Origin of the sequence: Kitasatospora sp. NPDC058046 (assembly GCF_042885595.1) — a bacterium.
GTDB lineage: Bacteria > Actinomycetota > Actinomycetes > Streptomycetales > Streptomycetaceae > Kitasatospora.
The window spans coordinates 83071-105176 of record NZ_JBHVRS010000026.1; the positions used below are offsets into that span (position 1 = coordinate 83071).

15 protein-coding genes are annotated in these 22106 nt (G+C 74.7%); 11 read left to right on the forward strand and 4 right to left on the reverse strand.

Annotated elements, in window-relative coordinates; genetic code table 11:
• The first annotated feature begins 2 nt into the window (after positions 1–2).
• On the forward strand, positions 3–656 hold the full coding sequence (locus ACFVU7_RS37405) for a hypothetical protein (protein ID WP_074005679.1): 654 nt from the start codon (positions 3–5) through the stop codon (positions 654–656).
• Between the two features lie 146 nt (positions 657–802).
• On the opposite strand, the gene ACFVU7_RS37410 is transcribed toward ACFVU7_RS37405, so the two are convergent.
• Together ACFVU7_RS37410 and ACFVU7_RS37415 are read right to left on the reverse strand one after the other, a co-directional pair.
• Positions 803–1522, reverse strand: coding sequence for a hypothetical protein (locus ACFVU7_RS37410; protein WP_380719014.1), 720 nt, complete (start codon positions 1520–1522; stop codon positions 803–805).
• Positions 1523–1885: 363 nt separating this feature from the next.
• Positions 1886–4081 carry a RecQ family ATP-dependent DNA helicase gene (locus ACFVU7_RS37415; protein ID WP_107418950.1) on the reverse strand — a complete coding sequence of 732 codons (2196 nt, stop codon included), beginning with the start codon at positions 4079–4081 and terminating at the stop codon, positions 1886–1888.
• 229 nt (positions 4082–4310) lie between these two features.
• Here ACFVU7_RS37415 and ACFVU7_RS37420 point away from each other — a divergent pair, with 229 nt between their 5' ends.
• Positions 4311–5876 (forward strand): DUF4192 domain-containing protein, encoded by a 1566-nt coding sequence (locus ACFVU7_RS37420; protein ID WP_074005676.1) that lies wholly within the window; start codon positions 4311–4313, stop codon positions 5874–5876.
• Between the two features lie 34 nt (positions 5877–5910).
• On the opposite strand, the gene ACFVU7_RS37425 is transcribed toward ACFVU7_RS37420, so the two are convergent.
• Positions 5911–7224: an alpha/beta fold hydrolase gene (locus ACFVU7_RS37425; protein ID WP_074005675.1), complete on the reverse strand. Its 1314-nt coding sequence runs from the start codon at positions 7222–7224 to the stop codon at positions 5911–5913.
• Between the two features lie 762 nt (positions 7225–7986).
• Between ACFVU7_RS37425 and ACFVU7_RS37430 the strand changes: the two genes are divergently transcribed.
• The 8 genes from ACFVU7_RS37430 (at position 7987) to ACFVU7_RS37465 (ending at position 18896) form a co-directional block, all read left to right on the forward strand.
• Positions 7987–10113, forward strand: coding sequence for a glycogen debranching N-terminal domain-containing protein (locus ACFVU7_RS37430; RefSeq protein ID WP_241853172.1), 2127 nt, complete (start codon positions 7987–7989; stop codon positions 10111–10113).
• 191 nt (positions 10114–10304) lie between these two features.
• The gene (locus tag ACFVU7_RS37435) at positions 10305–11063 is read left to right on the forward strand and encodes an NUDIX domain-containing protein (protein WP_074005708.1); all 759 of its coding nucleotides are present in this window, start codon (positions 10305–10307) and stop codon (positions 11061–11063) included.
• A gap of 207 nt (positions 11064–11270) precedes the next feature.
• On the forward strand, positions 11271–11549 hold the full coding sequence (locus tag ACFVU7_RS37440) for a hypothetical protein (protein WP_074005674.1): 279 nt from the start codon (positions 11271–11273) through the stop codon (positions 11547–11549).
• Positions 11550–11886: 337 nt separating this feature from the next.
• Positions 11887–13503, forward strand: coding sequence for an ATP-binding cassette domain-containing protein (locus tag ACFVU7_RS37445; protein ID WP_074005673.1), 1617 nt, complete (start codon positions 11887–11889; stop codon positions 13501–13503).
• A gap of 3 nt (positions 13504–13506) precedes the next feature.
• A complete protein-coding gene (locus ACFVU7_RS37450; protein WP_074005672.1) occupies positions 13507–14412 on the forward strand; it encodes a hypothetical protein in 906 nt (301 codons plus the stop codon).
• 189 nt (positions 14413–14601) lie between these two features.
• On the forward strand, positions 14602–15534 hold the full coding sequence (locus ACFVU7_RS37455; protein WP_049650790.1) for a FadR/GntR family transcriptional regulator: 933 nt from the start codon (positions 14602–14604) through the stop codon (positions 15532–15534).
• Between the two features lie 607 nt (positions 15535–16141).
• Positions 16142–17794: an RNA polymerase sigma factor gene (locus tag ACFVU7_RS37460; RefSeq protein ID WP_375876182.1), complete on the forward strand. Its 1653-nt coding sequence runs from the start codon at positions 16142–16144 to the stop codon at positions 17792–17794.
• A gap of 301 nt (positions 17795–18095) precedes the next feature.
• Entirely contained in the window at positions 18096–18896 is an 801-nt protein-coding gene (locus ACFVU7_RS37465; protein WP_049650795.1) for a trypsin-like serine protease, read from the forward strand.
• Between the two features lie 311 nt (positions 18897–19207).
• Here the strand turns inward: ACFVU7_RS37465 and ACFVU7_RS37470 are convergent, their stop codons facing one another.
• Positions 19208–19441 carry a hypothetical protein gene (locus tag ACFVU7_RS37470; RefSeq protein ID WP_049650788.1) on the reverse strand — a complete coding sequence of 78 codons (234 nt, stop codon included), beginning with the start codon at positions 19439–19441 and terminating at the stop codon, positions 19208–19210.
• Between the two features lie 538 nt (positions 19442–19979).
• On the opposite strand from ACFVU7_RS37470, the gene ACFVU7_RS37475 reads away from it, so the two are divergent.
• Positions 19980–22091 carry a type IIA DNA topoisomerase subunit B gene (locus ACFVU7_RS37475; RefSeq protein ID WP_049650787.1) on the forward strand — a complete coding sequence of 704 codons (2112 nt, stop codon included), beginning with the start codon at positions 19980–19982 and terminating at the stop codon, positions 22089–22091.
• Positions 22092–22106: the final 15 nt, after the last annotated feature.

Sequence of the window (22106 nt, forward strand, 5' to 3'; positions counted from 1 at the left end):
GTATGCCTGTCTTCCCCGAGGAGCCGGAGATTCACGAGAGCCTCCCGGGCCCCGGCGTTCCCTTCCTCCGCGAGTCGGACGCACAAGCCCCCGCCACCGCACCCACCACCGTCGTCGCCCCGGCTCCGGTGCCCGGACCCCGTCCGGCGCCCCCGCGCCCGGCCCCGCCGCGCGCCGCCCGTCCGGGCCCGCCGCAACTGGTCCCCAAGCCCGGGCCGGCACCGCGCCGCCCGGCCCCCGCCGAACCGCGGGTGGAGGTCCAGCGGATCGCCGCCACCCCGGCACAGGCGGTGGAGCGCGCCGACGACGCGGTCGACCTGCTGCTGGAGTCCGGCCGCAACCCGGGCGACATCCTGGTGCTGACGGTCGGCGAAGCGCACCCCTGGCAGCAGCACGAGCTGTCCTTCGGTGAGGAGCGCTACTGGGCGCAGCTCGCCGAGGGCGGGGACGTGTTCTACGCGGACGCCGCGCTGACCCGTCCGGTCCGTCGCGAGGTGGTCGTCCTGGTGGTCAACGGCGGACCGTCCGCCCGGGTCGCCGAGGCGTACGCCAGGGCGCTCGACCACGCGACCGCGCTGCTGGTGGTCTGCGGCGACGCCGGCCCGGCCGCGAGGGGCGCGGCCGGAACCACGCCGGGCCGCCCGGGCAAGGCCTGACCACAGCCGTCCACTTCGGGCCCGGCGCCGCCGTACGGTGCCGGGCCCGAGGTCCGTTCCGCGGCCCCCGGTGGCTGACGGCCGTTGCCGACGGCCGTTGCCGAAGGCCGGTGTTGACGGCCTGACGGCCGAGGGCTGCCGCGGACTCAGCGCGTGCCGGTGCGGCGGGTCGGTTCGGCTGCCGCGGCCCGCGTCGCGGTCCACGGGGGATCGGACTGCGGGGAGCGCGCCGTGTCCTCGCCGCGCTTGGCCTGGTCGGCCGCCAGCAGGCGGGTCCGCTGGCCGCGCGGGGCCTCCAGCGCCGAACGCGGCGGCAGTTCCGTCACGGTGTGCACCGGCCCCTCGGCCCAGGAGCCCGAGTGCGGCTTGCGCCCGCCCCGACCGTCCCCGAGGACCTGCCAGCCCGCCGGGGTGAGTCCGATGTACGCCCCGCAGCGCAGTCCGTGCAGTGCGGACGCGTCCCGCAGCGCCCACATCCAGGCGCCGTCCTGCGCCGTCCAGCCGGGTGCGCCGTCGCGGCAGCGCAGCAGTAGGGCCGTCCGGGTCGGCTCGGGCAGTCGCAGGTCGTGCGGGATGATCCGGCGCAGGTTCGCCAGCAGCGCGTTGCGGTGCTGCCATCCGTCGGTGTCGTGCGGCCAGGGGGTGAACGAGGCCGAGGCGGCGAGGTGGTGGAGCGCGTCCAGGACGGCGACCACGACGGTGCCCGGCTGGGGCAGGTGGCGCTGGTGCAGTTCCACGACGAACTCGCGCGGGTCGCGCAGCAACGGGATCCCCGAGGCGGTCCAGGTCTCCAGGTCCAGCACCCGTCTGGGTTCCGGGCTCCCGGAGAAGGGATTCTGACCTCGGCCGATACCGTTGATCACGATCCTCCTTCCTGGCCCGTGGGCAGGCGGGTGCCTGGGTACGCCGAAGGGCGGGTCCAGCGGACCGGATTTCGGGTACCCCCCAATTCTCGGGGCATCGGGGGCGGAGCGGCAACGATGAAATGATGAACGCCATCCGATAGCCCATGGTCTGCCGGATATGTTCCACAGTCGCCCGAACGCCGTGGAGGTGCCGCCGAGCCTTGATCCACAACGCCCGGAGGGCAGGGTGAGCCGTCATCGGCACGGTGACCACTCCTTTCTCGGGCCGTTCGACGGGTGTGATCGAAATCGCTTCGCTTGATCCTTTCTGTTGGGCCATTCGAGTGAACGAGAGGGCTCCTCCGCCGGTTTTCCGGCGTCGGGTCACCCCTGCACGGCCAGTACCAGCGGCAGCACCGCACTCGCCCCCGCCCGGCGCAGCAGCCGGGCGGCCACGGTGACCGTCCACCCCGAGTCGACGAGGTCGTCCACCAGCAGCACCGGCCCACCGGCTGCCGCCACCGCCTGCTCGACCTCCGGTGGCAGGACCAGCGCGCCGGCCAGCGAGTGCAGCCGCTGGGCGCTGTTGCTGCGGGCGCCGTGCGGGGGCAGCCCGCCGACGTACTCGATCCGGCCGAGCAGCGGCAGCCGCCCGATCTCGGCGATCCGCGTGCCCAGGCTGCCGACCAACCGGGGCCTGGCCGAGGAGGCCATCGTCACCACGCCGACCGGCCGGTCCAGCCGGGCTCCCTCCGTGGTCGCGGGCCCGGCCCAACCGCCCGGACCGCGGGCCCAGTCGGCGAGCACCGCCACCAGGGCGTCCACCGCCTCGCCGGGCACCGGCACGTCCGGCGCCTGCTCGGCGAGCAGGGTGCGCAGCCGGTTGCCCCAGCCGATGTCGGACAGCCGGCCGAGCGCACGGCCGGTCTCCGCCTGCTCGCCCGCCGGGATCCGGCCCTTGAGCGGCACCCCGAGCGCGTCCATCCCGGTCGGCCAGAGCCGTCGGGGCTCGAAGCTCACGCCCGGGCGGCCGAGCGCGGCCCGGGCGGCGGCCAGCGCCTCGGCGGAGACGTCCGGGGTGTGCAGCGGCCCCGCGCAGTTGTCGCACCGGCCGCACGGCGCGGCCTCCTCGTCGTCCAGCTGGCGGCGCAGGAACTCCATCCGGCAGCCGGTGCCCGCCGCATAGTCGCGCATCGCCCGCTGCTCCGCCTCCCGGGAGGCAGCGACCTTGGCGTAGCGGGCGGTGTCGTACTCCCAGCTCTGGCCGGTGGCCGTCCAGCCGCCCTTGACCCGGCGGACGGCGCCGTCCACGTCGAGCACCTTGAGCATGGTCTCCAGCCGGGCCCGGCGCAGGTCCACCCGGGGCTCCAGGGCGGCGGTGGAGAGCGGCCGGCCGGCCTCGGCCAGCGCGTCGATGGTGCGGCGCACCTGATCCTCCGGGGGGAAGGCCAGCGAGGCGAAGTAGCGCCAGATCGCCTCGTCCTCGCGCCCGGGCAGCAGCAGTACCTCGGCCCGGTCCACTCCGCGCCCGGCCCGGCCGACCTGCTGGTAGTAGGCGATCGGCGAGCTGGGCGAGCCGAGGTGCACTACGAAGCCGAGGTCGGGCTTGTCGAAGCCCATGCCGAGCGCGGAGGTGGCGACCAGCGCCTTGACCCGGTTGGCCAGCAGGTCGGCCTCGGCGGTGCGGCGCTCGGCGTCCTCGGTGCGGCCGGAGTAGGAGGCCACCGGGAAGCCGCGTTCGCGCAGGAAGGCCGTCACCTCCTCGGCGGCGGCCACCGTCAGGGTGTAGACGATGCCCGAGCCGGGGAGCCGGTCGAGGTGGTCGGCCAGCCAGGCGAGGCGGTGCGCCGGGTCGGGCAGGGAGAGCACGCCCAGGGTGAGGCTCTCCCGGTCGAGCGGCCCGCGCAGCACCAGGGCGTGCTCGTCGGTGGTGCCGGTGCCGAGCTGCTCGGCGACGTCCGCGGTGACCCGGGCGTTGGCGGTGGCGGTGGTGGCCAGCACCGGGACGCCGGGCGGCAGGTCCGCGAGCATGGTGCGCAGCCGGCGGTAGTCGGGGCGGAAGTCGTGCCCCCAGTCCGAGATGCAGTGGGCCTCGTCGACCACGAGCAGGCCGGTGGAGGCGGCGAGCTCGGGCAGCACCTGGTCGCGGAAGTCCGGGTTGTTCAGCCGCTCGGGGCTGACCAGCAGGATGTCGACCTTCCCGTCGGCGACCTCCTCCTGGATCGCGGTCCACTCGTCGGTGTTGGCCGAGTTGATCGTGCGGGCCTGGATGCCGGCCCGGCCGGCCGACTCGACCTGGTTGCGCATCAGGGCGAGCAGCGGTGAGACGATCACCGTCGGCCCGGCGCCGCGGGCCCGGAGCAGGGCGGTGGCGATGAAGTAGACGGCGGACTTCCCCCAGCCGGTGCGCTGGACGACCAGGGCGCGGCGGTGGTCGACCACGAGGGCCTCGATGGCCGTCCACTGGTCCTCGCGCAGGGTGGCTCCGGGGCCGGCGAGCTCGCGCAGGACGGCCTCGGCCCGCGCCCGGACCTCGGCGCGGTCGGCGGTGGCGGTGGTGTGGATGTCGGGCTGCTGCATGGCGTCCATGTAACCCCGTACCGCCGACAAGCGACGAATGCCGGGGAGCGGAGACGGGGGAAGGCGGGGTGCATTTCATCCGCTGATCCGCTGAACGGCGGTCAAAATCCACTCGCGGGAGGGAGTGTCGCCTGCTCCGAATGAGTGAGGGAAAATTCGGGGGCGGAGTTATCCACAGGAAAAAAGTCGGTTCCGACATCGTTCGCGGATTGCGTCCACTCTTGCGGCCATGAACGCGATGAACAACGAACACGTCATTCTGTCCCTCGGACCGGCCTCCGACCACCGGCAGGTCGTCATGCGCGGCCCGGCCGACATGGCCGAGCTGCTTCCGTACTTCCTGGGCTTCTACCCCGACGACAGCATCGTCGCGGTGGGGCTCCACGGCCCCGGCCTGCACCAGGGCGGGGTGATCCGGGCGGACCTGCCGCGGTCGCCCGCGCAGTGGCCGGCCGCGGCGGAGGAGACGGCCGCCCTGCTGGTCGCGCTCTCCGAGCGGCACGGCGCCCGGCCGCTCCAGGTGCTCCTCTACCTCTGCCAGGACCGCGGTACGGCCCACGCCCCGCCGGTGGTGGACGGGCTGCGGCCGCTGGCGGAGGCCCTCCGGGCGGCCTTCGGGCGCCGGGGCGTGGCCGTCAAGGAGGCGCTGTGCGTCTCGGACGGCCGCTGGTGGTCCTTCCTCTGCCGCGGCGACGGGTGCTGCGACGCGGCGGGCAATCCGGTGCGGCGCAGCCCGGAGCCCGGTCCGGCGGCCGCCGCCGCGACGGTGGCCGGCCTGGTGCCGCGCGGCAGCCGCAAGGCCATCATCGGCGGGCTGGACCCGGTCGGTCCGCCGGCGGACGCCGCCCAGCGCGAGGCGCTCGCCCGGGCCGAGGCCGTGGACGCCCTCGCCAGGGAGCAGCGCCTCGCCCTGCTCGACCAGGCCTTCGCCGAGTTCCGGGCCGGAGCCAGGGAACTCGACGCGGACCGGACGGCCCAGCTGCTGCTCGCCCTGCGGGACCGCCTGGTGCGGGACCGCGGCGTCGAGTACGCCAGGCCCGACGAACTGGCCCCGGCCGAGCGGCTCTGGCGCTTCCTCGCCCGGCGGGCCGTGCCGCCGTACGAGGGCTGTGCGGTGGCCCCGCTCACCCTGCTGGCCTGGACGTCCTGGGTCGCCGGGGACACGGCGACGGCCCGGGTCGTGCTCGGGCACGTCCTGCGGCTCGCCCCGGGCTACCTGCTGGCCGAGCTGCTCTACGAGTCGCTCAACGACGGCATGACGCCCCAGGGGCTGCTGGCCGCCGTCGAGGCTCAGCGCCGGCGGCGCGAGGAGCCCGGGGTCGCCACGGTCCCGGGCGAGGAACCGCGGCCTCCGGCGGGCGGAGCGCCGAACGCCGAGGTGCCGCCGCCCGCCCAGGGGGCGCCCCTCCGCGACGACGCGGGTCCCGGGCCCGCCGCCCCGGGCGCCGACGAGCCCTCAGGTGAGCGGTACGGGCGGTCGGCCGGCGCGCGGCGGCACCGGCGTGGCGGTCGCCGGAAGGGCTCGTCCACGGCGTCGGTACCGACGGATCCGGGTCAGGGCGCCCCGGACGGCTCGGGAGGCCCGGAGCCGGACGGCGGTGGTGCCGGGGCGGTCGCCCTGCTGTCGGCGCCCGGACGGGCCGTGGCGCCCGGGCACGCCAGGGTGGCCGGGGAGCGGTTCGCCCGGGGCCTGCGGCTCGGCCGGGCGGCGGCCTGCGTGCCCGCCGCCCGGACCGGCCACCACCGCTGCCGGGGCGTCCGGCGGGCGGCGGGAGGAGGCCACCGTGCGCACTGAGCCGCTCCGCGCCGCGGCGCCGGCCCGAGGGTCGCTACGCCTCGCCGTGCGCCATCTTGATCAGGCGGTCCAGCACCGTGCCGCCGCTCATCCGAAGGCCGTCGTGCTCCCACTCGTTGGTGATCCAGGTCCGCAGGCCGCGCACCGCGCGGGCGGTCTCCACCGAGTCGGCGGTGTCCACGTACATGTCGTCGTGGTACACGGCCGCCACGACCGGCACGGTGTTGGTGGCCAGTCGCACCCGGTCGTACAGGTCGGGCCAGTCGGTGCGGGCGGCGAGCAGGTCCGCGGTCTCCTTCAGCGGGCGCAGCGCCGGGTCGGTGTCGAACATCCAGGGGTAGATCATCTCCCCGGTGAACAGCACCGGCGCGTCGGACTCCAGCGCGGCCCGGGCGTCGAACTGCGGGAACTCCTTGCGGACCCGCTCGGCCGCCCAGGCGGTGCCGCCCTGGTCCACCGACCGCTGGCCGTAGATCGACTCGTGCAGCACCGCGTAGAGCGGGCCGCCCGCGAAGGAGAGCTGGGCCTGGGCGCCGGCCAGGAAGGTATCGGAGAGCTCGGCCCCGGCCGCGCCCTCCACCCAGGCCTCCTCCAACAGGTAGTGCAGCGTGCCGGAGCCGTTGCCGCCGCCGAGCAGCATGCCGAGCGCCTGGAACGCCTCGACGGTGAGCAGCCCGCCGTCCGGCAGGGTCGCGGGGGAGTCGGCGAGGTGGGCCGCGATCCGGCGCACCGCCTGGACGTCCTGCGGGAACCGGGCGTAGTGGCCCTCGTTCTTGCCGACCACCCGCGGGTAGGCGGCGCGGTAGACGTCGTCGGCCGAGCTGCCGAGGCCGGAGAGGCCACCAGTGATGAAGGCCTCGGTCAGGCCCTCGGGGGCGATGGAGAGGTAGGTGAGGGTGCAGAAGCCGCCGAAGCTCTGGCCCAGCACGCTCCAGCGCCGGTCGGCGCCGAGCAGCCGCTCGCGGATCAGCTCGGCGTCCCGGACGATCGAGTCCGCGCGGAAGTGGGCCAGGTAGTCCGCCTGCTCCTGCGGACCACCGCGCCGGGCGAGGGTCTGCCGGGTCGCGGGGGTGGACCGCCCGGTGCCGCGCTGGTCGAGCAGGAGCACCCGGTAGTCGTCCAGGGCGCGCTCCAGCCAGGAGTCCCGGCCGAGCGGCCGGGCGGCCTTGCCGCCCGGCCCGCCCTGGAGGTAGACCAGCCAGGGCAGGTCGGCCCGCTCGCGGCCTGCGGCGACCACCTCGCGGGCGTACACCTCGATCTGCTCGCCCTGCGGGGCGGCGTGGTCGAGCGGCAGCTGGAACACGTGGTCGGTCGTGACAATCCCGGGCAGCCGGCTGATGGTGGACATGCAACTCCTCGGTCTCTGCTGGTCACAGCGATGGCGTCGCGGTTCACGGGGTCACCGGGTGCGGGGGCCGCGACCCCCGCACCGTATCCTGGCGGCGGTCGAGCACCGGTTCGACCGCCCCGTCCGTCCGACCGGTCGGCCGACCCCGGCCGACGACCGCCCCGAGCGGGCCCGACGGAGGCCCGCAAGACGAGTGCCGGCCCCGGATCGCGGACGGTGACGCGCCCGCGCGGAGGCCCCGGTGACGTTCCGACAGAAGCTGTACGGCCGCCTGGCAGAACCGTCCCGACCAGCGGCGCAGCGGCGGGGCGTGACCTGGTGGCGGTGCGCGGCGTTCACTCCGGGGGTCTCCGCCCGGTTCGGGCGGGCCGATCACCGGGCGGTGCGGACCCGAGCGCCCGGACACCGGCAGCCGTCGGCGGCCGCGTGCGGCACCATGACCGGTGGCCACCAGGGGGCCGAGCGTCACGGCGGGTGCGGGCCGCGGGGGAAGGGCGTCACCGGCCGACCGGGCCGCCGGACCTGACGGCGTGCCGGGCCACGGCGAGGGGCCCCGGGAACGAAGGCGCGGCGCGCCGGTACCGGCCCGGTACCGAGCACCGCATGGCACGACCCGTCACCGGGTACGGCCAGAAACGGCACACCCGCCGACGGGACGGCCCCGCCGGCCCGGCATCATCAGCACGCGATCGAGCATGCTCGCGGCCCACCGGCCTGACCCGGCCACCGGACCGCCGAGGGGAGGAGAGTCCGGTGACCGCCATGAGGCCACCACAGGCCATGCCGGCCGAGAGCGTGGTCGGCGCGCCGCCCAGGCCGGTGGGCCGCCACGACCAGGCCCCGGCAGCCGGGCCCGCGGGCGCACCGCTCGGCCCGGGCCGAGCCGCGGCCCCGCCGCGGCCGCAGCCGCCCGCCGTCCACCATGCGGTGATCTGCGTCAACGCCCCGGCGATGGCCGCCTCCGGCCCCGACGGCCAGCTGCGCGGCCACGGCCTGCACGGCTTCTACCGCAACGGCGTCCGGGTGCTCGCCCGGATGGAGCTGCGGCTGGGCGGCATGGAGCCGCTGCCGCTCCAGGGCACCCTGACCAGCACCGCCCAGGCCCGCTTCCTCGGCGCCGTCCGCATCCCCGGCGACCTCGACCCGGATCCGGCACTCACCGTCGAGCGGCTGCGGCACGCGGACGGCGTGGAGACCGTGGTCGTGCGCAACACCGGTCCCCGGCCCGCCCGGCTGCCACTGGAGATAGCCCTCGGCACCGACCTCGGCCCGGTCGCCGAGATCGCGGCCGGGCACCGCCAGCCCGACCTGCCGGGGCAGGTGCAGTCCGCCGGACTGCGCTGGACGGGCCCGGTGCACAGCGCCGTCGTCAGCGCCCAGCCCTCCCCGCACGCCGTCCTGGCCGGCGCCGGCGTGCTCCGCTGGGACCTGGAGGTCCAGCCGGGCGCCCGCTGGTCGGTCGAGCTGCACACCGAGCTGGAGACCGCCGCCGGCGGCCCGCGCCCGCCGGGCGGCCGCGGCACCGGCGCACCACTGCCCTGGTCCGAGCCGGAGGTCCGCAGCGACGACACCCGGGCCGCCCCACTGGTCTCCCGCTCGCTGGACGCCCTCGGCGGGCTGCTGTTCGCCGACCCGGACCGCCCGACCGACCTCTACCCGGCCTCCGGAGCGCCCTGGCGCTTCGGCCTCGCCCCGGCCGACGCGCTCTGGGCCGCCCGGCTGACCCTGCCGCTCGGCACCCGGCTGGCGGCCGGCACCCTCCGGGCGCTGGCCCGCCGCCAGCAGCTCGCCCCCGCCCCGGGCCGCACCGAGGGCCTGCTGCCCGGCGCCCTGCGCCACGGCGGTCCCGAGCTGCCACCCACCTGCACGGCCACCGAGGCCACCCTGCTGTTCGTCACCGTGCTGGCCGAGGCCTGGCGCTGGGGCCTGCCCCCGGCGGAGGTCGCCGAGCTGCTGCCGACCGCCGAGCGGGCCCTGGCCGCCCTGCGGGAGGGTCTGGTCGACGGCTTCGTCACCGACCTGAGTCGCCCGGCAGAGGAGCGCTCCGCCCACCCGGTCGCCGCCCGCGCCGAGGTCCAGGCGCAGGCCCACCGCGCCGCCCTGCACGGGGCCGAGCTGCTGGAGGCCTTCGGTCGACCGGACGCCGAGGACTGGCGCGGCTGGGCCGCCGGGCTGCGCCGGCGCTTCCGCGAGCGGTTCTGGGTCGACGACCTCTCCGGCGGCCGCCCCGCGGCCGGGCTGGCGCCGGGCGGCCAGCCGCTGCCCGCCGTCGCCTCCTCCCTGGTGCACCTGCTGGACACCGGGCTCGCCGTCGACGGTGGCCGGAACGAGAGCCTGCTGGACCGCGAGCAGACCCGGCTGCTCGCCCAGCGCCTGGTCGCGCCGGAGCTGGACAGCGGCTGGGGCCTGCGCACCCTGAGCGCCAAGTCCCTCCGCTTCAACCCGCTGGGCCACCGCGGCGGTGCGGTGCGGGTCCATGAGACGGCGCTGGCGGTCGCCGGACTGGCCGAGGCCGGTCACGAGAACGAGGCCGGCACCCTGCTGGAGGGCCTGCTCGCCGCGAGCGCCCACTTCGAGGGGCGCCTGCCGGAGATGTACGCGGGGGAGCAGCGCACCCCCGGCTGCCCGCCGGTGCCGCACCCGGCCGCCTGCCGCCCGGCGGCGGTCTCCGCGGCCGGTGCCGTGCACGCGGTGTTCGCCCTCGCCGGGGTCCGGCCCGACGTCCCGGGCGGCCGGGTGCTGGTCCGCCCGGCCAGCACCGCACCGCTCGGCGAGCTGGAACTGACCGGTCTGCGGGTGGCGGGCGAGCCCTTCTCCGTCCGGGTGAGCCGGATCGGCGTGGCGATGGTGGAGGAGGCGTCCGAGGACCTGCAACTCGTCGCCCGCTGAGCCCGCCGCCGCCCGCCACCGCCCGTCCGGGCCCGGTGTCGGTGACACCGGGTCACCGGCACCGGTCCCGTCCGCTCCCGGCCCCGCCCGGCCCGTACACGAACCGCGCCGGGCCGGGCGGGGGCCACCGGCCAGGAGCGGCCACGCACGGGCCTGTGCTTATCGTCAGAGAGACGACTATGATCGTCGCCATGTCGCGCTACGATCCGTCGGCCTTCCCCCCGTTCGCTGTCACGGTTGACCTCGTGGTGCTGACGGTGCGCGACCACTCGCTCTGCGCCCTGCTGGTCAGACGAGGCGAGCCGCCGTTCCAGGGGTACTGGGCGCTGCCCGGCGGCTTCGTCCGCCCGGACGAGGGCCTGGCCGAGGCCGCCTCCCGTGAGCTGGCCGAGGAGACCGGCCTGCGCGCCCACACCGCCCCCGGCCAGGACGCGGTCGGCCCCGGTGCGGCCGGCGCCCACCTCGAGCAGCTCGCCACCTACGGCCACCCGCAGCGCGATCCCCGGATGCGCGTGGTCAGCGTCGCCTACCTGGTGCTCGCCCCCGACCTGCCGACGCCCCGGGCCGGCGGCGACGCCAGCGGCGCCCGCTGGGCCCCGGTCGGCGAACTCCTCGGGGAGAACCCGGCCGACGGCGTCCCGCTCGCCTTCGACCACGGCCTGATCCTCGCCGACGGTGTGGAACGCGCCCGCTCCAAGATCGAGTACTCCTCCCTCGCCACCGCTTTCTGCCCGGCCGAGTTCACCGTCGGTGAGCTGCGCCGGGTCTACGAGGCGGTCTGGGGCGTGGTGCTGGACCCGCGGAACTTCCACCGCAAGGTCACCGGTACCCCCGGCTTCCTGCTGCCCTCGGGCGGCACGACGACCCGTCAGGGCGGTCGCCCGGCCCAGCTGTTCACCGCCGGCGGTGCGACCGTCCTCAACCCGCCCATGCTCCGCCCGGAGTCCTGACCCCCGCGGGCCCTGTGCCCGGTCCTGTCCCCAGCCCTCCGCCAAGCCCTGCGCCAGGTCCGCCCGGACCCGGTACCGACCCGCCGTTGCGCGGCATCGGGTAGCCGAATGGCCTGGTCTGGCTGCGGACCCGGGGGCGTCGGCGCAGAGTGTCGGTGGACGCTCCGACCGCCCGGGCCGGAGGCCTCCGGCCCAGGGAGTCCCGCGATGGCCATCAAGGACTGCGCCAACCAGCGAATCCTCATCGAGGGGCTGGCGGCGGACTACCGGAGCCTGGACAGGACCACCACCGCAACGGAGAAGGAACTGGCCGAGCTGCAGGCCGAGCACGCGGCGCCCGAGTCGATCGCCGCCGTCGAGGAACGGCTGGCCGCCGAGCGGGAGCGGTTGGGCGAGATCGGGGTCGAGGGCCAGGCCGCCGTCGACGACTTCCACGCGGAGTGCGGCGGTGAGCAGCTCCCGCCACCGCCCTGGCCTTCCCGGTAGGAGCCGCACCCCTCATCGGACACGGAGCCCCGCCCGTCCGGCACCACCGAAGCTGCCGACACCACCGGCACCACCGAGGCCACCGGAGCTGCCGAAGTCACCGAAGCAACCGACTCCGCCGGGACCCGGAACGGACCGGTCGACCGTGAATCGCAGGATCGGATTGTCCCCTGATCGGGTGAGGTGGGCAGCCGGCGGGCCCGTGCCGTTCCCGTAATGCCCGGAATAGCCGTCGCCGCCCCCTAATGTGCTGGCGCGGAGCCGCGCGGGTGCATGCCCGCCCGTCAGGGGTGCTCCGCGTCGAACAGCTCGGCCGAGGGCACGGGAGCAGCCAGCGATGATCCAGATCACCGGACTGACCAAGGTCTACCGCAAGGGCGCTCCGCCCGCAGTGCTCGACCTGACCTTCGATGCCCGGCCCGGCACGGTGACCGCGCTGCTCGGCGCCGAGGGGGCGGGCAAGTCCACCGCCCTGCGGCTGATGCTCGAACTCGAACGCGGCCAGGGTGTCACGCTCTTCGACGGCCGCCGCTACCGTCGGCTGCGCCACCCCGAGCGCGAGGTGGGGGTGCTGCTGCCCGGCACCGGGGAGGCCGCGGTGGCCGGACATCCGGGCCGCAAGGCGCGCAGCCACCTGCGGATGCTCGCCGCGGCCGTCGGCGTCCCGGCCCGGCGGGCCGACGAACTGCTGGAGCAGACCCGGCTGGCCGCCGTCGCCGGGCAGCGGCTGCGCACCTTCTCGCCCGGCATGCACCGCCGCCTGGCCCTGGCCGCCGCCCTGCTCGGCGACCCCGGCGCGCTGCTGCTGGACGGGCCCGCCGACGGTCTGTCACCGCGCAACGTCGAGTGGTTCCACTCCTTCCTGCGCTCCTTCGGGGCCGCCGGCGGAACGGTCCTGGTGACCACCCGCACGCCGCAGGAGGCCTCGCAGCTCGCGGACCGGGTGGTCACCCTGGACCGCGGTCGACTGGTGGCCGACCAGCCGGTCGCGGAGTTCCGGCGGACCAGGCTCAGCCCCGAAGTGGCCGTCCGGGGGCCGCAGATGGCGCGGCTGGCGGACCTGCTGGTCAGCCAGGGCGCGGACGTCCGACGGGACGGCAGCGTGGGCCTCGCGGTGGCCGGCATCGACCGCACCGAGATCGGCGAACTCGCCTACCGCCACGGGATCCTGTTGCACGAGTTGGCGGACCGGGTGGTCGAGCAGCCGGCGCCGCGGGTCGTCCTGCCGGCCGGCTCGGGCCGCTCCGGCCACCTCCGCCTCCACCCGGAACCCGGGGCGGGGCCGAGCCCGGAGCCGGCCGAGCAACCGAACCCGGAACCGGACCCGGCACCGAACCTGGAACCGAAGTCAGAGTCAGGCCCGCAGTCGGCCGCGGAGCGGATCCCCGAACCGGCCGCCGAGCCCACCCCGGTCGGAGCCGTGACGACTCCGGCCGAACCGGCCACCGTCTCCGCCCCCGAAGCCTCCGTCCCCGAAGCCTCCGCCCCCGTCCCCCGTGCCGCCACCGCCCCGAAGCGCAACGCCCCCCGCCGCCGGGAGGACGGCTCCCTGCCCACCCGCGCCCTGCCCGCCGTGGCAATCGCCGCCGCGCTCCCCGTCCTCGGTTCGGCGGGCCGCCGCCCCGGGCCCGTCGGCCGTCGGCCGGAGCCGACCGCGGAGGCCGGGTCCGACGCCCCCGCCAAGCCCGCCCCCGCGCCCACCGTCGCCGTCGACCGGCTCTTCCGCGACGACCCGGCCCCGGCCCTGCCGCAGCCGTCCGCCCGGGTCCGGCCGCCGGGCCGCCGGGTGAGCGCCGACGACCTGCTCACCGACGACACCGTCCGCCTCCGTCGCCCCGTCTCGGGCACGAGCGTCGTCCGGGTCTCCACCGCCCAGCCCCCCGCCGCCCCCACGGCCCCCGCCATCCCCGCAGCCCCTGCCCCCGCCACCCCCGACGACCACCGGAGCGAGTGAACCGTGCGTGTCCTGGCCTACGAGCTGCGCCGCCTGCGCGGCCTGCGTTCCACCTGGCTGCTGCTCGCCGCCGTGCTGCTCGGCGACGCCGTCGTGGCCGCCGTCCTGGCGGACCAGTCCCCGGACGGTCCACTGGCCGCCCCGGCCGGGGTGCGGCTGCTGACCGCCGCCGTCCCGTTGGTCCCGCTGCCCTTCGCGGCGCTCGGCGCCGGGGTGCTGGGCGCGCTCTCGTACGGGCACGAGGTGCGCCACCCGGGGCTGCCGGCCTCGCAGGTGTCGTACCCGCGCCGGGTGCGACTGCTGCTGGCCAAGCTGCTGGTGATCGGGCCGGTGGCGGCCCTGTTGGCGCTGGCCACCCTGCTGCTCGACACGCTGGCCGTGCACCTCGCGCTGCCGGACGGCGTCACCGTGGCGGCCTGGGCGGACCCGGCCGCGCTGTCGGACCGGGTGTCCGCGGCGGTGACCGGCGCCGGGCTGTCCGGGCTGTCCGACCTGCCGGGCGTGTTCTCCCCGCTCGGCCTGACGGCCGGTCACGGGGTGCCCGCCGCCCTGCTGGCCTTCGTCCTGCTCACCGTGGTGGCGGCCTGGACCGGGGTGCTGACGGCCTCGCTGACCCGCAGCGCCGCGGCCGGGGTGCTGTTGCTGTGCGCGCTGCCGCCGCTGCTGGAGTCCGGCGTCGCCCTGCTGCTGCGTCACACCGGCAGGCCGTGGCCGACCCGGGCGGCCGAGCTGCTGCCGTTCCAGTCCGGGATCGAGTGGGCCTACGGCTGGGTGTACGGCGGTGCGCACGAGGCGGTGGCCGGGAGCGCGGCGCTGACCGATCCGGCGCTGCTCGCCGCGGTCGCGGCCCCCGCGGGGCTCCTGCTGCTCGCCGCCCTGCTGGTCCAGGCCCGCCGCCGCGCCCTGTAGGCCCGTGGCTGCGCATCGCGCAGGGCCTCCCGCACGGCGCCGCACCCATGGGCGGCCCTGTCCGGTCCCGCGGAAGCCCCCGGGGTGCGGTCCTGCCCGTGGCTACCAAGATCGACCAGCAGTGACCGTAATGCGCGGTTCTTCCTGATAAGAAGTCAATTATCCAGTCACGGTCGATCACCCTTTCGTGTGCTTTTCACGAGAATTCTCAAGCCACGCCTGCGGATCGCCGACAAAGGAGGCGTGAGTACCCTTGCGCACCCCACCATGACCCCCGCCCGTTCCGCCGATGGGCCCATCCACGGTCCCGGCGACCTGGACCGCTTCTCGTACGCCGACCGGCCGACCCCGCCGGCGCCCCGCTGGGAGGGCGCCGAGTCCGACATCGGTCGGGTCGGCCGCAAGACCACCAGCAGCCGCGGCCGCGGTCTGCACGGCCAGCTGGTCCAGCAGCTCGGCCAGATGATCGTCTCCGGCGATCTCGGTGCCGACCGCCCGCTGGTGCCCGAGGAGATCGGCCAGCGGTTCGAGGTCTCCCGGACCGTCGTCCGCGAGTCGCTGCGCGTGCTGGAGGCCAAGGGCCTGGTCAGCGCCCGGCCGAACGTCGGCACCCGGGTCCGTCCGGTCGGCGACTGGAACCTGCTGGACCCGGACATCATCGAGTGGCGCGCCTTCGGTCCGCAGCGGGACGAGCAGCGCCGGGAGCTGTTCGAGCTCCGCTGGGCGATCGAGCCGCTGGCCGCCCGGCTCGCCGCCGGCCACGGCCGGGAGGACGTCCAGCAGCGCCTGGTCGAGCTGGTCGAGATCATGGGCCACGCCGCCTCCCAGGCCGACCTCTCCACGTACACCCGGGCCGACGCCGAGCTGCACGGCCTGATCCTCCAGATGGCCGGCAACCGGATGCTGGAGCACCTGTCCGGGATCGTCGCCTGCGCGCTGCAGGTCTCGGGCGGCCCGGCGATCTCCTGCGAGCGGCCCTCCGAGTCCTCGGTCGGCCTGCACGCCCGGCTGGTGGACGCGCTGGGCGCCGGCGACGGCACCGCGGGCGAGGTCGCGATGCGGGCGCTGCTCACCGTCCATCCCGAGGTCGAGCCGTCCGTCCCCGCGCCCAGGGAGCACTGAACGGGCTGTTTCCACGAGCGGAGGCGCCGGCTGGCGGCGGTCCGCTCCGCCAGGGCCCTCCGGTCGCATCGTGCGGCGCAGCCGGGGGGCCTCCGCATGCCGTCACCCTCGGGTCGACCGGAGCCGGGAGAACGTGGGGAACGCCGGGGGCGGGAGAAGGACGGGGAAGCCGGGGGAAGCCGGAGTCGGGGGAGCCGGGGGGAAGCCGGGCGAGCCGGCCGCGCCCGGGAGGGGTCACCGGGCCCGGGAAGGCGGGCAGGCGAAGGACGAGCCCGTTTCGCGGCTTGTCCATGACAACAGTTCACCCCGCGAGTGCGCGATGATGGAAGCGGCCCCGGGTTGCGGGCGCCGGGTCGGTGTGACCCGCGACACGAAGGCCATGCGTAACACTTGACGAGTAGCAGCGATGTGTCCTGAGCGGAAGCAGCTCCGGAATACTCCAACATGTCAGAATGCTGTGTTGGTCCGCGGCGCTGCTGCCGTCCTGCAAACCCAGTCCTCAAGCCCGAGTCGGTCGGAATCGACACCGCGCGTCCGACGCGCGATCTCCTTCCCCGCCCGCTCGGGCGGCCGGTACGGGTTCGAGATCCACTCATCGTCCGAGAGGTTGTTCGTGTCGGCCAGCACATCCCGTTCGCTTCCCCCCGAGATCGCCGAGTCCGCGGCTCTGCTGGCGCTCATCGAGCGGGGCAAGGCCCAGGGGCAGATCGCCGGTGACGACGTGCGCCAGGCGTTCGAGGCGGACCAGATCCCGGTCACCAAGTGGAAGAACGTCATGCGCAGCCTCAACCAGGTGCTGATTGAGGAGGGGGTGGACCTCATGGTCAGCGCGGCCGAACCGGCCGGCGCCAAGCGCAAGAGCGTTGCTGCCAAGAGCCCCACCAAGCGCACCGCCACCAAGGCTGTCACCACCCGGACCCCGGCCGCCTCGTCGGCCCCGACCAAGCCGCCCGTGCGGATCGCCCCCGGCGCTCCCGTCGCGGCTCCGGCCGTCGCGGCCGCCACGGCCTCGGCTCCCACCGTCTCCGCCGAGATCACCGCCGAGGGGAGGACCGCGGTCGGCTCCGAGCTGAAGGCGGCTCCCGCGAAGAAGGCCGCGCCGGCCAAGAAGGCCGCGGCGAAGAAGACCGCCGCGCCGGCCAAGAAGACCGCTGCCAAGAAGACCGCCGCCGGCAAGACCGCCAAGGGCGACGAGGAGCTGCTCGGCGAGGAGGAGCTGCTCGAGGACGTCGCGCTGCCCGGCGACAAGACCGAGGCCGAGGGCACCGCTCCGGAGGAGGAGTCGGAGGGCTTCGTCCTCTCCGACGACGACGAGGACGACGCGCCGGCCCAGCAGGTCGCCGTCGCCGGTGCCACCGCCGACCCGGTCAAGGACTACCTGAAGCAGATCGGCAAGGTCCCGCTGCTCAACGCCGAGCAGGAGGTCGAGCTCGCCAAGCGCATCGAGGCCGGCCTGTTCGCCGAGGACAAGCTCTCGGCCGCCGACAAGCTCGCCCCGAAGCTCAAGCGCGAGCTGGAGATCATCGCCGAGGACGGCCGCCGGGCCAAGAACCACCTGCTGGAGGCCAACCTCCGCCTCGTGGTCTCGCTGGCCAAGCGCTACACCGGTCGCGGCATGCTCTTCCTGGACCTGATCCAGGAGGGCAACCTCGGTCTGATCCGTGCGGTCGAGAAGTTCGACTACACCAAGGGCTACAAGTTCTCGACCTACGCCACCTGGTGGATCCGCCAGGCGATCACCCGCGCCATGGCCGACCAGGCCCGCACCATCCGCATCCCGGTGCACATGGTCGAGGTCATCAACAAGCTGGCCCGCGTCCAGCGCCAGATGCTCCAGGACCTGGGCCGCGAGCCCACCCCGGAGGAGCTGGCCAAGGAACTCGACATGACCCCCGAGAAGGTCATCGAGGTCCAGAAGTACGGCCGTGAGCCGATCTCGCTGCACACCCCGCTGGGCGAGGACGGCGACAGCGAGTTCGGTGACCTGATCGAGGACTCCGAGGCGGTCGTCCCGGCCGACGCGGTCTCCTTCACCCTGCTCCAGGAGCAGCTGCACTCGGTGCTGGACACCCTGTCCGAGCGCGAGGCGGGCGTGGTCTCGATGCGCTTCGGCCTGACCGACGGCCAGCCGAAGACGCTGGACGAGATCGGCAAGGTGTACGGGGTCACCCGTGAGCGCATCCGCCAGATCGAGTCGAAGACCATGTCGAAGCTGCGCCACCCGTCGCGCTCCCAGGTGCTGCGCGACTACCTGGACTGATCGACGGCAGTCGTTCCACGCGAAGGCCCGGAGCCGCACGGCTCCGGGCCTTCGCGGCTGTCCGGGCCCGGGCGCGTCAGCGTACGGGTGGTGGTTGTCCCTCGTCCGGGTGGCGGCGCGACGGGAAGCGGTCGCACCGTGTAGCCGGTCACCTACGCTGTGCCGGTTGCCCGCTTCCGAGCCTCCTGGAGTCACGGTGCCGACCGAGCCGGACCGCACAGACCTGCCGACGCCCGCCCCGTTCCCGGCGGACCCCGCCGACCCGGCCGCCGACCGGGCGGGCCGCCGCCGCAGGGCCGCCGTGCTGGCGCTGCTCGCCGCCGTTCCCGTTCCGCTGGTCGCCCTCGGCACCGCGGCGCCGGCCGAGGCACAGCGCCGGGTGGTCGGCGGCAGCGCGGTGAGCACCGCGGACCACCCGTGGATCGTGGCGCTGTCCAGCCGCCAGCAGTTCGGCAGCGGCCGTTCCGGCCAGTTCTGCGGGGGTGCGCTGGTCACCCCGACCAAGGTGGTGACGGCCGCGCACTGCTTCTACGACGAGGCCAGGGGCCGGGTGGACCGGCCGGGCCTGAAGGTGATCGTCGGCCGGGACGACATGCGCGGCACGTCCGGCCGGGAGGTGGCGGTGCGGTCGGTCTGGATCCACCCCGACTACTCCTTCGCCGCCAACATGAACGACGTCGCGGTGCTCACCCTTGCGGAGTCCCAGGGCGCCCTGCCGGTGGTCGAGCTGGTCGGCCAGGGCGAGACCGAACCGTACGCGGCCGGGACCACGACCCAGGTGTACGGCTGGGGTGACACCACCGGGCGGGGCGACTACTCGCCCGTGCTGCGCGGGGTGTCCGTGCCGGTCGTGCCGGACCAGGTCTGTGCGCAGGCCTATCCGGGCGGGCAGGACGGGAGGTTCGACGCCCGGGGCATGGTCTGCGCGGGCGAGGAGAGGGGCGGCAAGGACGCCTGCCAGGGCGACAGCGGCGGCCCGATGATCGTCGACGGTCGGCTGGTGGGCCTGGTCTCCTGGGGGACGGGCTGTGCCGAGGCGGCCCACCCGGGCGTCTACACCAGGGTGTCCTCGGTCGCGGACGCAGTGCGCTCGGTGCTGTGACCACCCGCGACCACTCGCAACCACCGGTGAACGCCCGCGAACGCCGGTGGCAGCCGCGAACGAGGCGCCTCCGGTGCCGCGGTCGTCGCGGCGGGTGAGCGGTCGGTCACGTGCCGGCACCGGGTTCTGACGCCGCGTCGGACGCCGCCGGGGCCACGGCTCGGGGCAACGGCCGGGCCCGGGAGGGCGGCCCGGGGTACAGCAGAGCCGGGCGACCGGCCCCCGAAGGGGTCCGTCGCCCGGCTCACCGGTCGCGCGTGGTGCGCGACCGGACACAGCTCGAGGCCGGCTGCTGTTGGTGGCGCCCTGTATCAGCGCTCGTCGTCGGTGGCCGTCACGGTGGTCGCGGTGGTGAGACGGCCGCTCTCGTCCTGTATCTCCACGGCGATCTTCTTGAGCTCGGGCTCGAACTTCCGGCCGTGGTGGGCGCAGAAGAGCAGCTCTCCGCCGCTGGCGAGTACGACGCGCAGGTAGGCCTGGGCGCCGCAGCGGTCGCAGCGGTCAGCCGCGGTGAGCGGGCTCGCAGGGGTCAGAACAGTAGTCACGTCGCCTCTTCTCTAGCTCGACGAGCTGTCGTACCAGGGTCAACATCCAACCAGGCCGAAAACGTTCCCGCTCGTGGCTTTTCTTCTCTGAGGATTCTGCTGTGTTGATGAGGACGTGCCCCGGGCGCCGGTGGTTCATGCGTGCCGGATTCCGGGATCCGCCCTTCGCTCGAACGCCCGATCGGGATCGGGTGCGAGGTCCGCGTAGCATAATCCTCTGCCGGGTTGGAGCATAAGCCCCGTCCCGGGCCCCGGTAGCCTGCATAACGGCAGTTCCGGAGCCTGCGCCGGGCCCCACGATCCGCCAGGACCGGTGGTACCGGGAGGAGATGGCGCCCCCGGGGCCCACACCCGGGTGCGGTGCTTGTTCGCGCAGCGCGTACAAGCTGCGCGGGGCCGGTCCGTCGTGCTGTGCACCCGGCGCACGGGTTCGGGCACGCAGGGCGACGGGTGTCGGTGCGGCGTGCTGCACTGGCGTTTGGTCCGGATGCGTCCGGATGTGACCGATGAGACAGATCTTCACCGAGGAGAGTGCCGCGTGAGTGCCGAAACGACCGTGCCGTCCGCGCTGCTGGCCGGCGACGACGGTTCCAACTACACCGCGCGGCACCTGCTCGTCCTGGAGGGCCTGGAGGCGGTCCGCAAGCGCCCCGGCATGTACATCGGCTCGACCGACAGCCGCGGTCTGATGCACTGCCTCTGGGAGATCATCGACAACTCCGTCGACGAGGCGCTCGGCGGCTACTGCGACCGCATCGACGTCGTGCTGCACCCCGACTCCTCGGTCGAGGTCCGGGACAACGGGCGCGGCATCCCGGTCGACGTCGAGCCCAAGACCGGGCTGTCCGGCGTCGAGGTCGTGATGACCAAGCTGCACGCCGGCGGCAAGTTCGGCGGCGGCTCCTACGCGGCCTCCGGCGGTCTGCACGGCGTCGGCGCCTCGGTCGTCAACGCGCTCTCCGCCCGCCTCGACGTCGAGGTCGACCGCAGCGGGCACACCCACGCGATCAGCTTCCGCCGCGGCACTCCCGGCATCTTCACCGAGACCAGCCCGGACGCGCCCTTCGAGGCCGGAAACGGCCTGACCAGGACCCGCAAGGTGCCGAAGACCCGCACCGGCACCCGGATCCGCTACTGGGCCGACCGGCAGATCTTCCTCAAGGACGCCAAGCTCTCCCTGGAGACGCTGCACAGCCGCGCCCGGCAGACCGCCTTCCTGGTCCCCGGCCTGACCATCGTGGTGCGTGACGAGCGGCTCACCGAGAGCGAGCAGATCGACGAGACGGTCTTCCGCTACGACGGCGGCATCGCCGAGTTCTGCGAGTTCCTGGCCCCCGACAAGCCGGTCTGCGACGTGCTGCGGCTGCGCGGCGAGGGCACCTTCAAGGAGACCGTGCCGGTCCTGGACGACCTCGGCCACATGACCCCCACCGAGGTCACCCGCCACCTCGGCGTGGACATCGCGCTGCGCTGGGGCGCCGGCTACGACACCACCCTGCGCTCCTTCGTCAACATCATCGCCACCCCCAAGGGCGGCACCCACATCACCGGCTTCGAGCGCTCGCTGGCCAAGACGGTCAACGAGGCGCTGCGCGCGAGCAAGCTGCTGCGCGTCGCCGAGGACGACATCACCAAGGACGACGCCACCGAGGGCCTCACCGCCGTCGTCACCGTCCGGCTCGCCGAGCCGCAGTTCGAGGGCCAGACCAAGGAGGTGCTCGGCACCTCGGCGGCCAACCGGATCGTCGCCGCCGTCGTCGCCAAGGAGCTCAAGGCCTTCCTCACCTCGGCCAAGAAGGACCAGAAGCTCCAGGCCCGGGCCGTGCTGGACAAGGTCGTCGCGGCCGCCCGCACCCGGGTCGCCGCTCGGCAGCACAAGGAGGCCCAGCGCCGCAAGACCGCGCTGGAGACCAGCTCGCTGCCCGCCAAGCTGGCCGACTGCCGCAGCGACGACGTCGACCGCAGCGAACTGTTCATCGTCGAGGGGGACTCCGCGCTCGGCACCGCCAAGCTCGCCCGCAACTCCGAGTTCCAGGCGCTGCTGCCGATCCGCGGCAAGATCCTCAACGTGCAGAAGGCGTCCGTGAGCGACATGCTCAAGAACGCCGAGTGCGCCGCGATCATCCAGGTGATAGGGGCCGGCTCCGGCCGCACCTTCGACATCGACCAGGCCCGCTACGGCCGGGTCATCTTCATGGCCGACGCCGACGTCGACGGCTCGCACATCCGCACCCTGCTGCTCACCCTGTTCCACCGCTACATGCGGCCGATGGTCGAGCAGGGCCGGGTCTTCGCCGCCGTGCCGCCGCTGCACCGGATCGAGCTCACCAGCCCCAAGCGCGGCCAGGAGAAGTACCACTACACCTACTCCGACGCCGAACTGCGCTCCACGCTGCTGGAGTTCCAGCGCAAGAACCAGCGCTGGAAGGAGCCGGTGCAGCGCTACAAGGGCCTCGGCGAGATGGACGCCGACCAGCTGGCCGAGACCACCATGGACCCGCGCCACCGCACGCTGCGCCGGATCAACCTGGGCGACCTGGAGCAGGCCGAGCGGATCTTCGACCTGCTGATGGGCAACGACGTCGCCCCGCGTAAGGAGTTCATCGTGGATTCGGCGGCCACCCTGGACCGCTCCCGCATCGACGCCTGATTCCCGGCCGGACGC

Excerpts from the sequence above, each read along its gene's own strand:
- ACFVU7_RS37440 (WP_074005674.1), top strand. The coding sequence starts at position 11,271 with ATGGCCATCAAGGACTGCGCCAACCAGCGAATCCTCATCGAGGGGCTG.
- ACFVU7_RS37425 (WP_074005675.1), bottom strand. The coding sequence starts at position 7,224 with ATGTCCACCATCAGCCGGCTGCCCGGGATTGTCACGACCGACCACGTG.
- ACFVU7_RS37435 (WP_074005708.1), top strand. The coding sequence starts at position 10,305 with ATGTCGCGCTACGATCCGTCGGCCTTCCCCCCGTTCGCTGTCACGGTT.
- ACFVU7_RS37430 (WP_241853172.1), top strand. The coding sequence starts at position 7,987 with ATGAGGCCACCACAGGCCATGCCGGCCGAGAGCGTGGTCGGCGCGCCG.
- ACFVU7_RS37405 (WP_074005679.1), top strand. The coding sequence starts at position 3 with ATGCCTGTCTTCCCCGAGGAGCCGGAGATTCACGAGAGCCTCCCGGGC.
- ACFVU7_RS37445 (WP_074005673.1), top strand. The coding sequence starts at position 11,887 with ATGATCCAGATCACCGGACTGACCAAGGTCTACCGCAAGGGCGCTCCG.
- ACFVU7_RS37420 (WP_074005676.1), top strand. The coding sequence starts at position 4,311 with ATGAACGCGATGAACAACGAACACGTCATTCTGTCCCTCGGACCGGCC.
- ACFVU7_RS37415 (WP_107418950.1), bottom strand. The coding sequence starts at position 4,081 with ATGCAGCAGCCCGACATCCACACCACCGCCACCGCCGACCGCGCCGAG.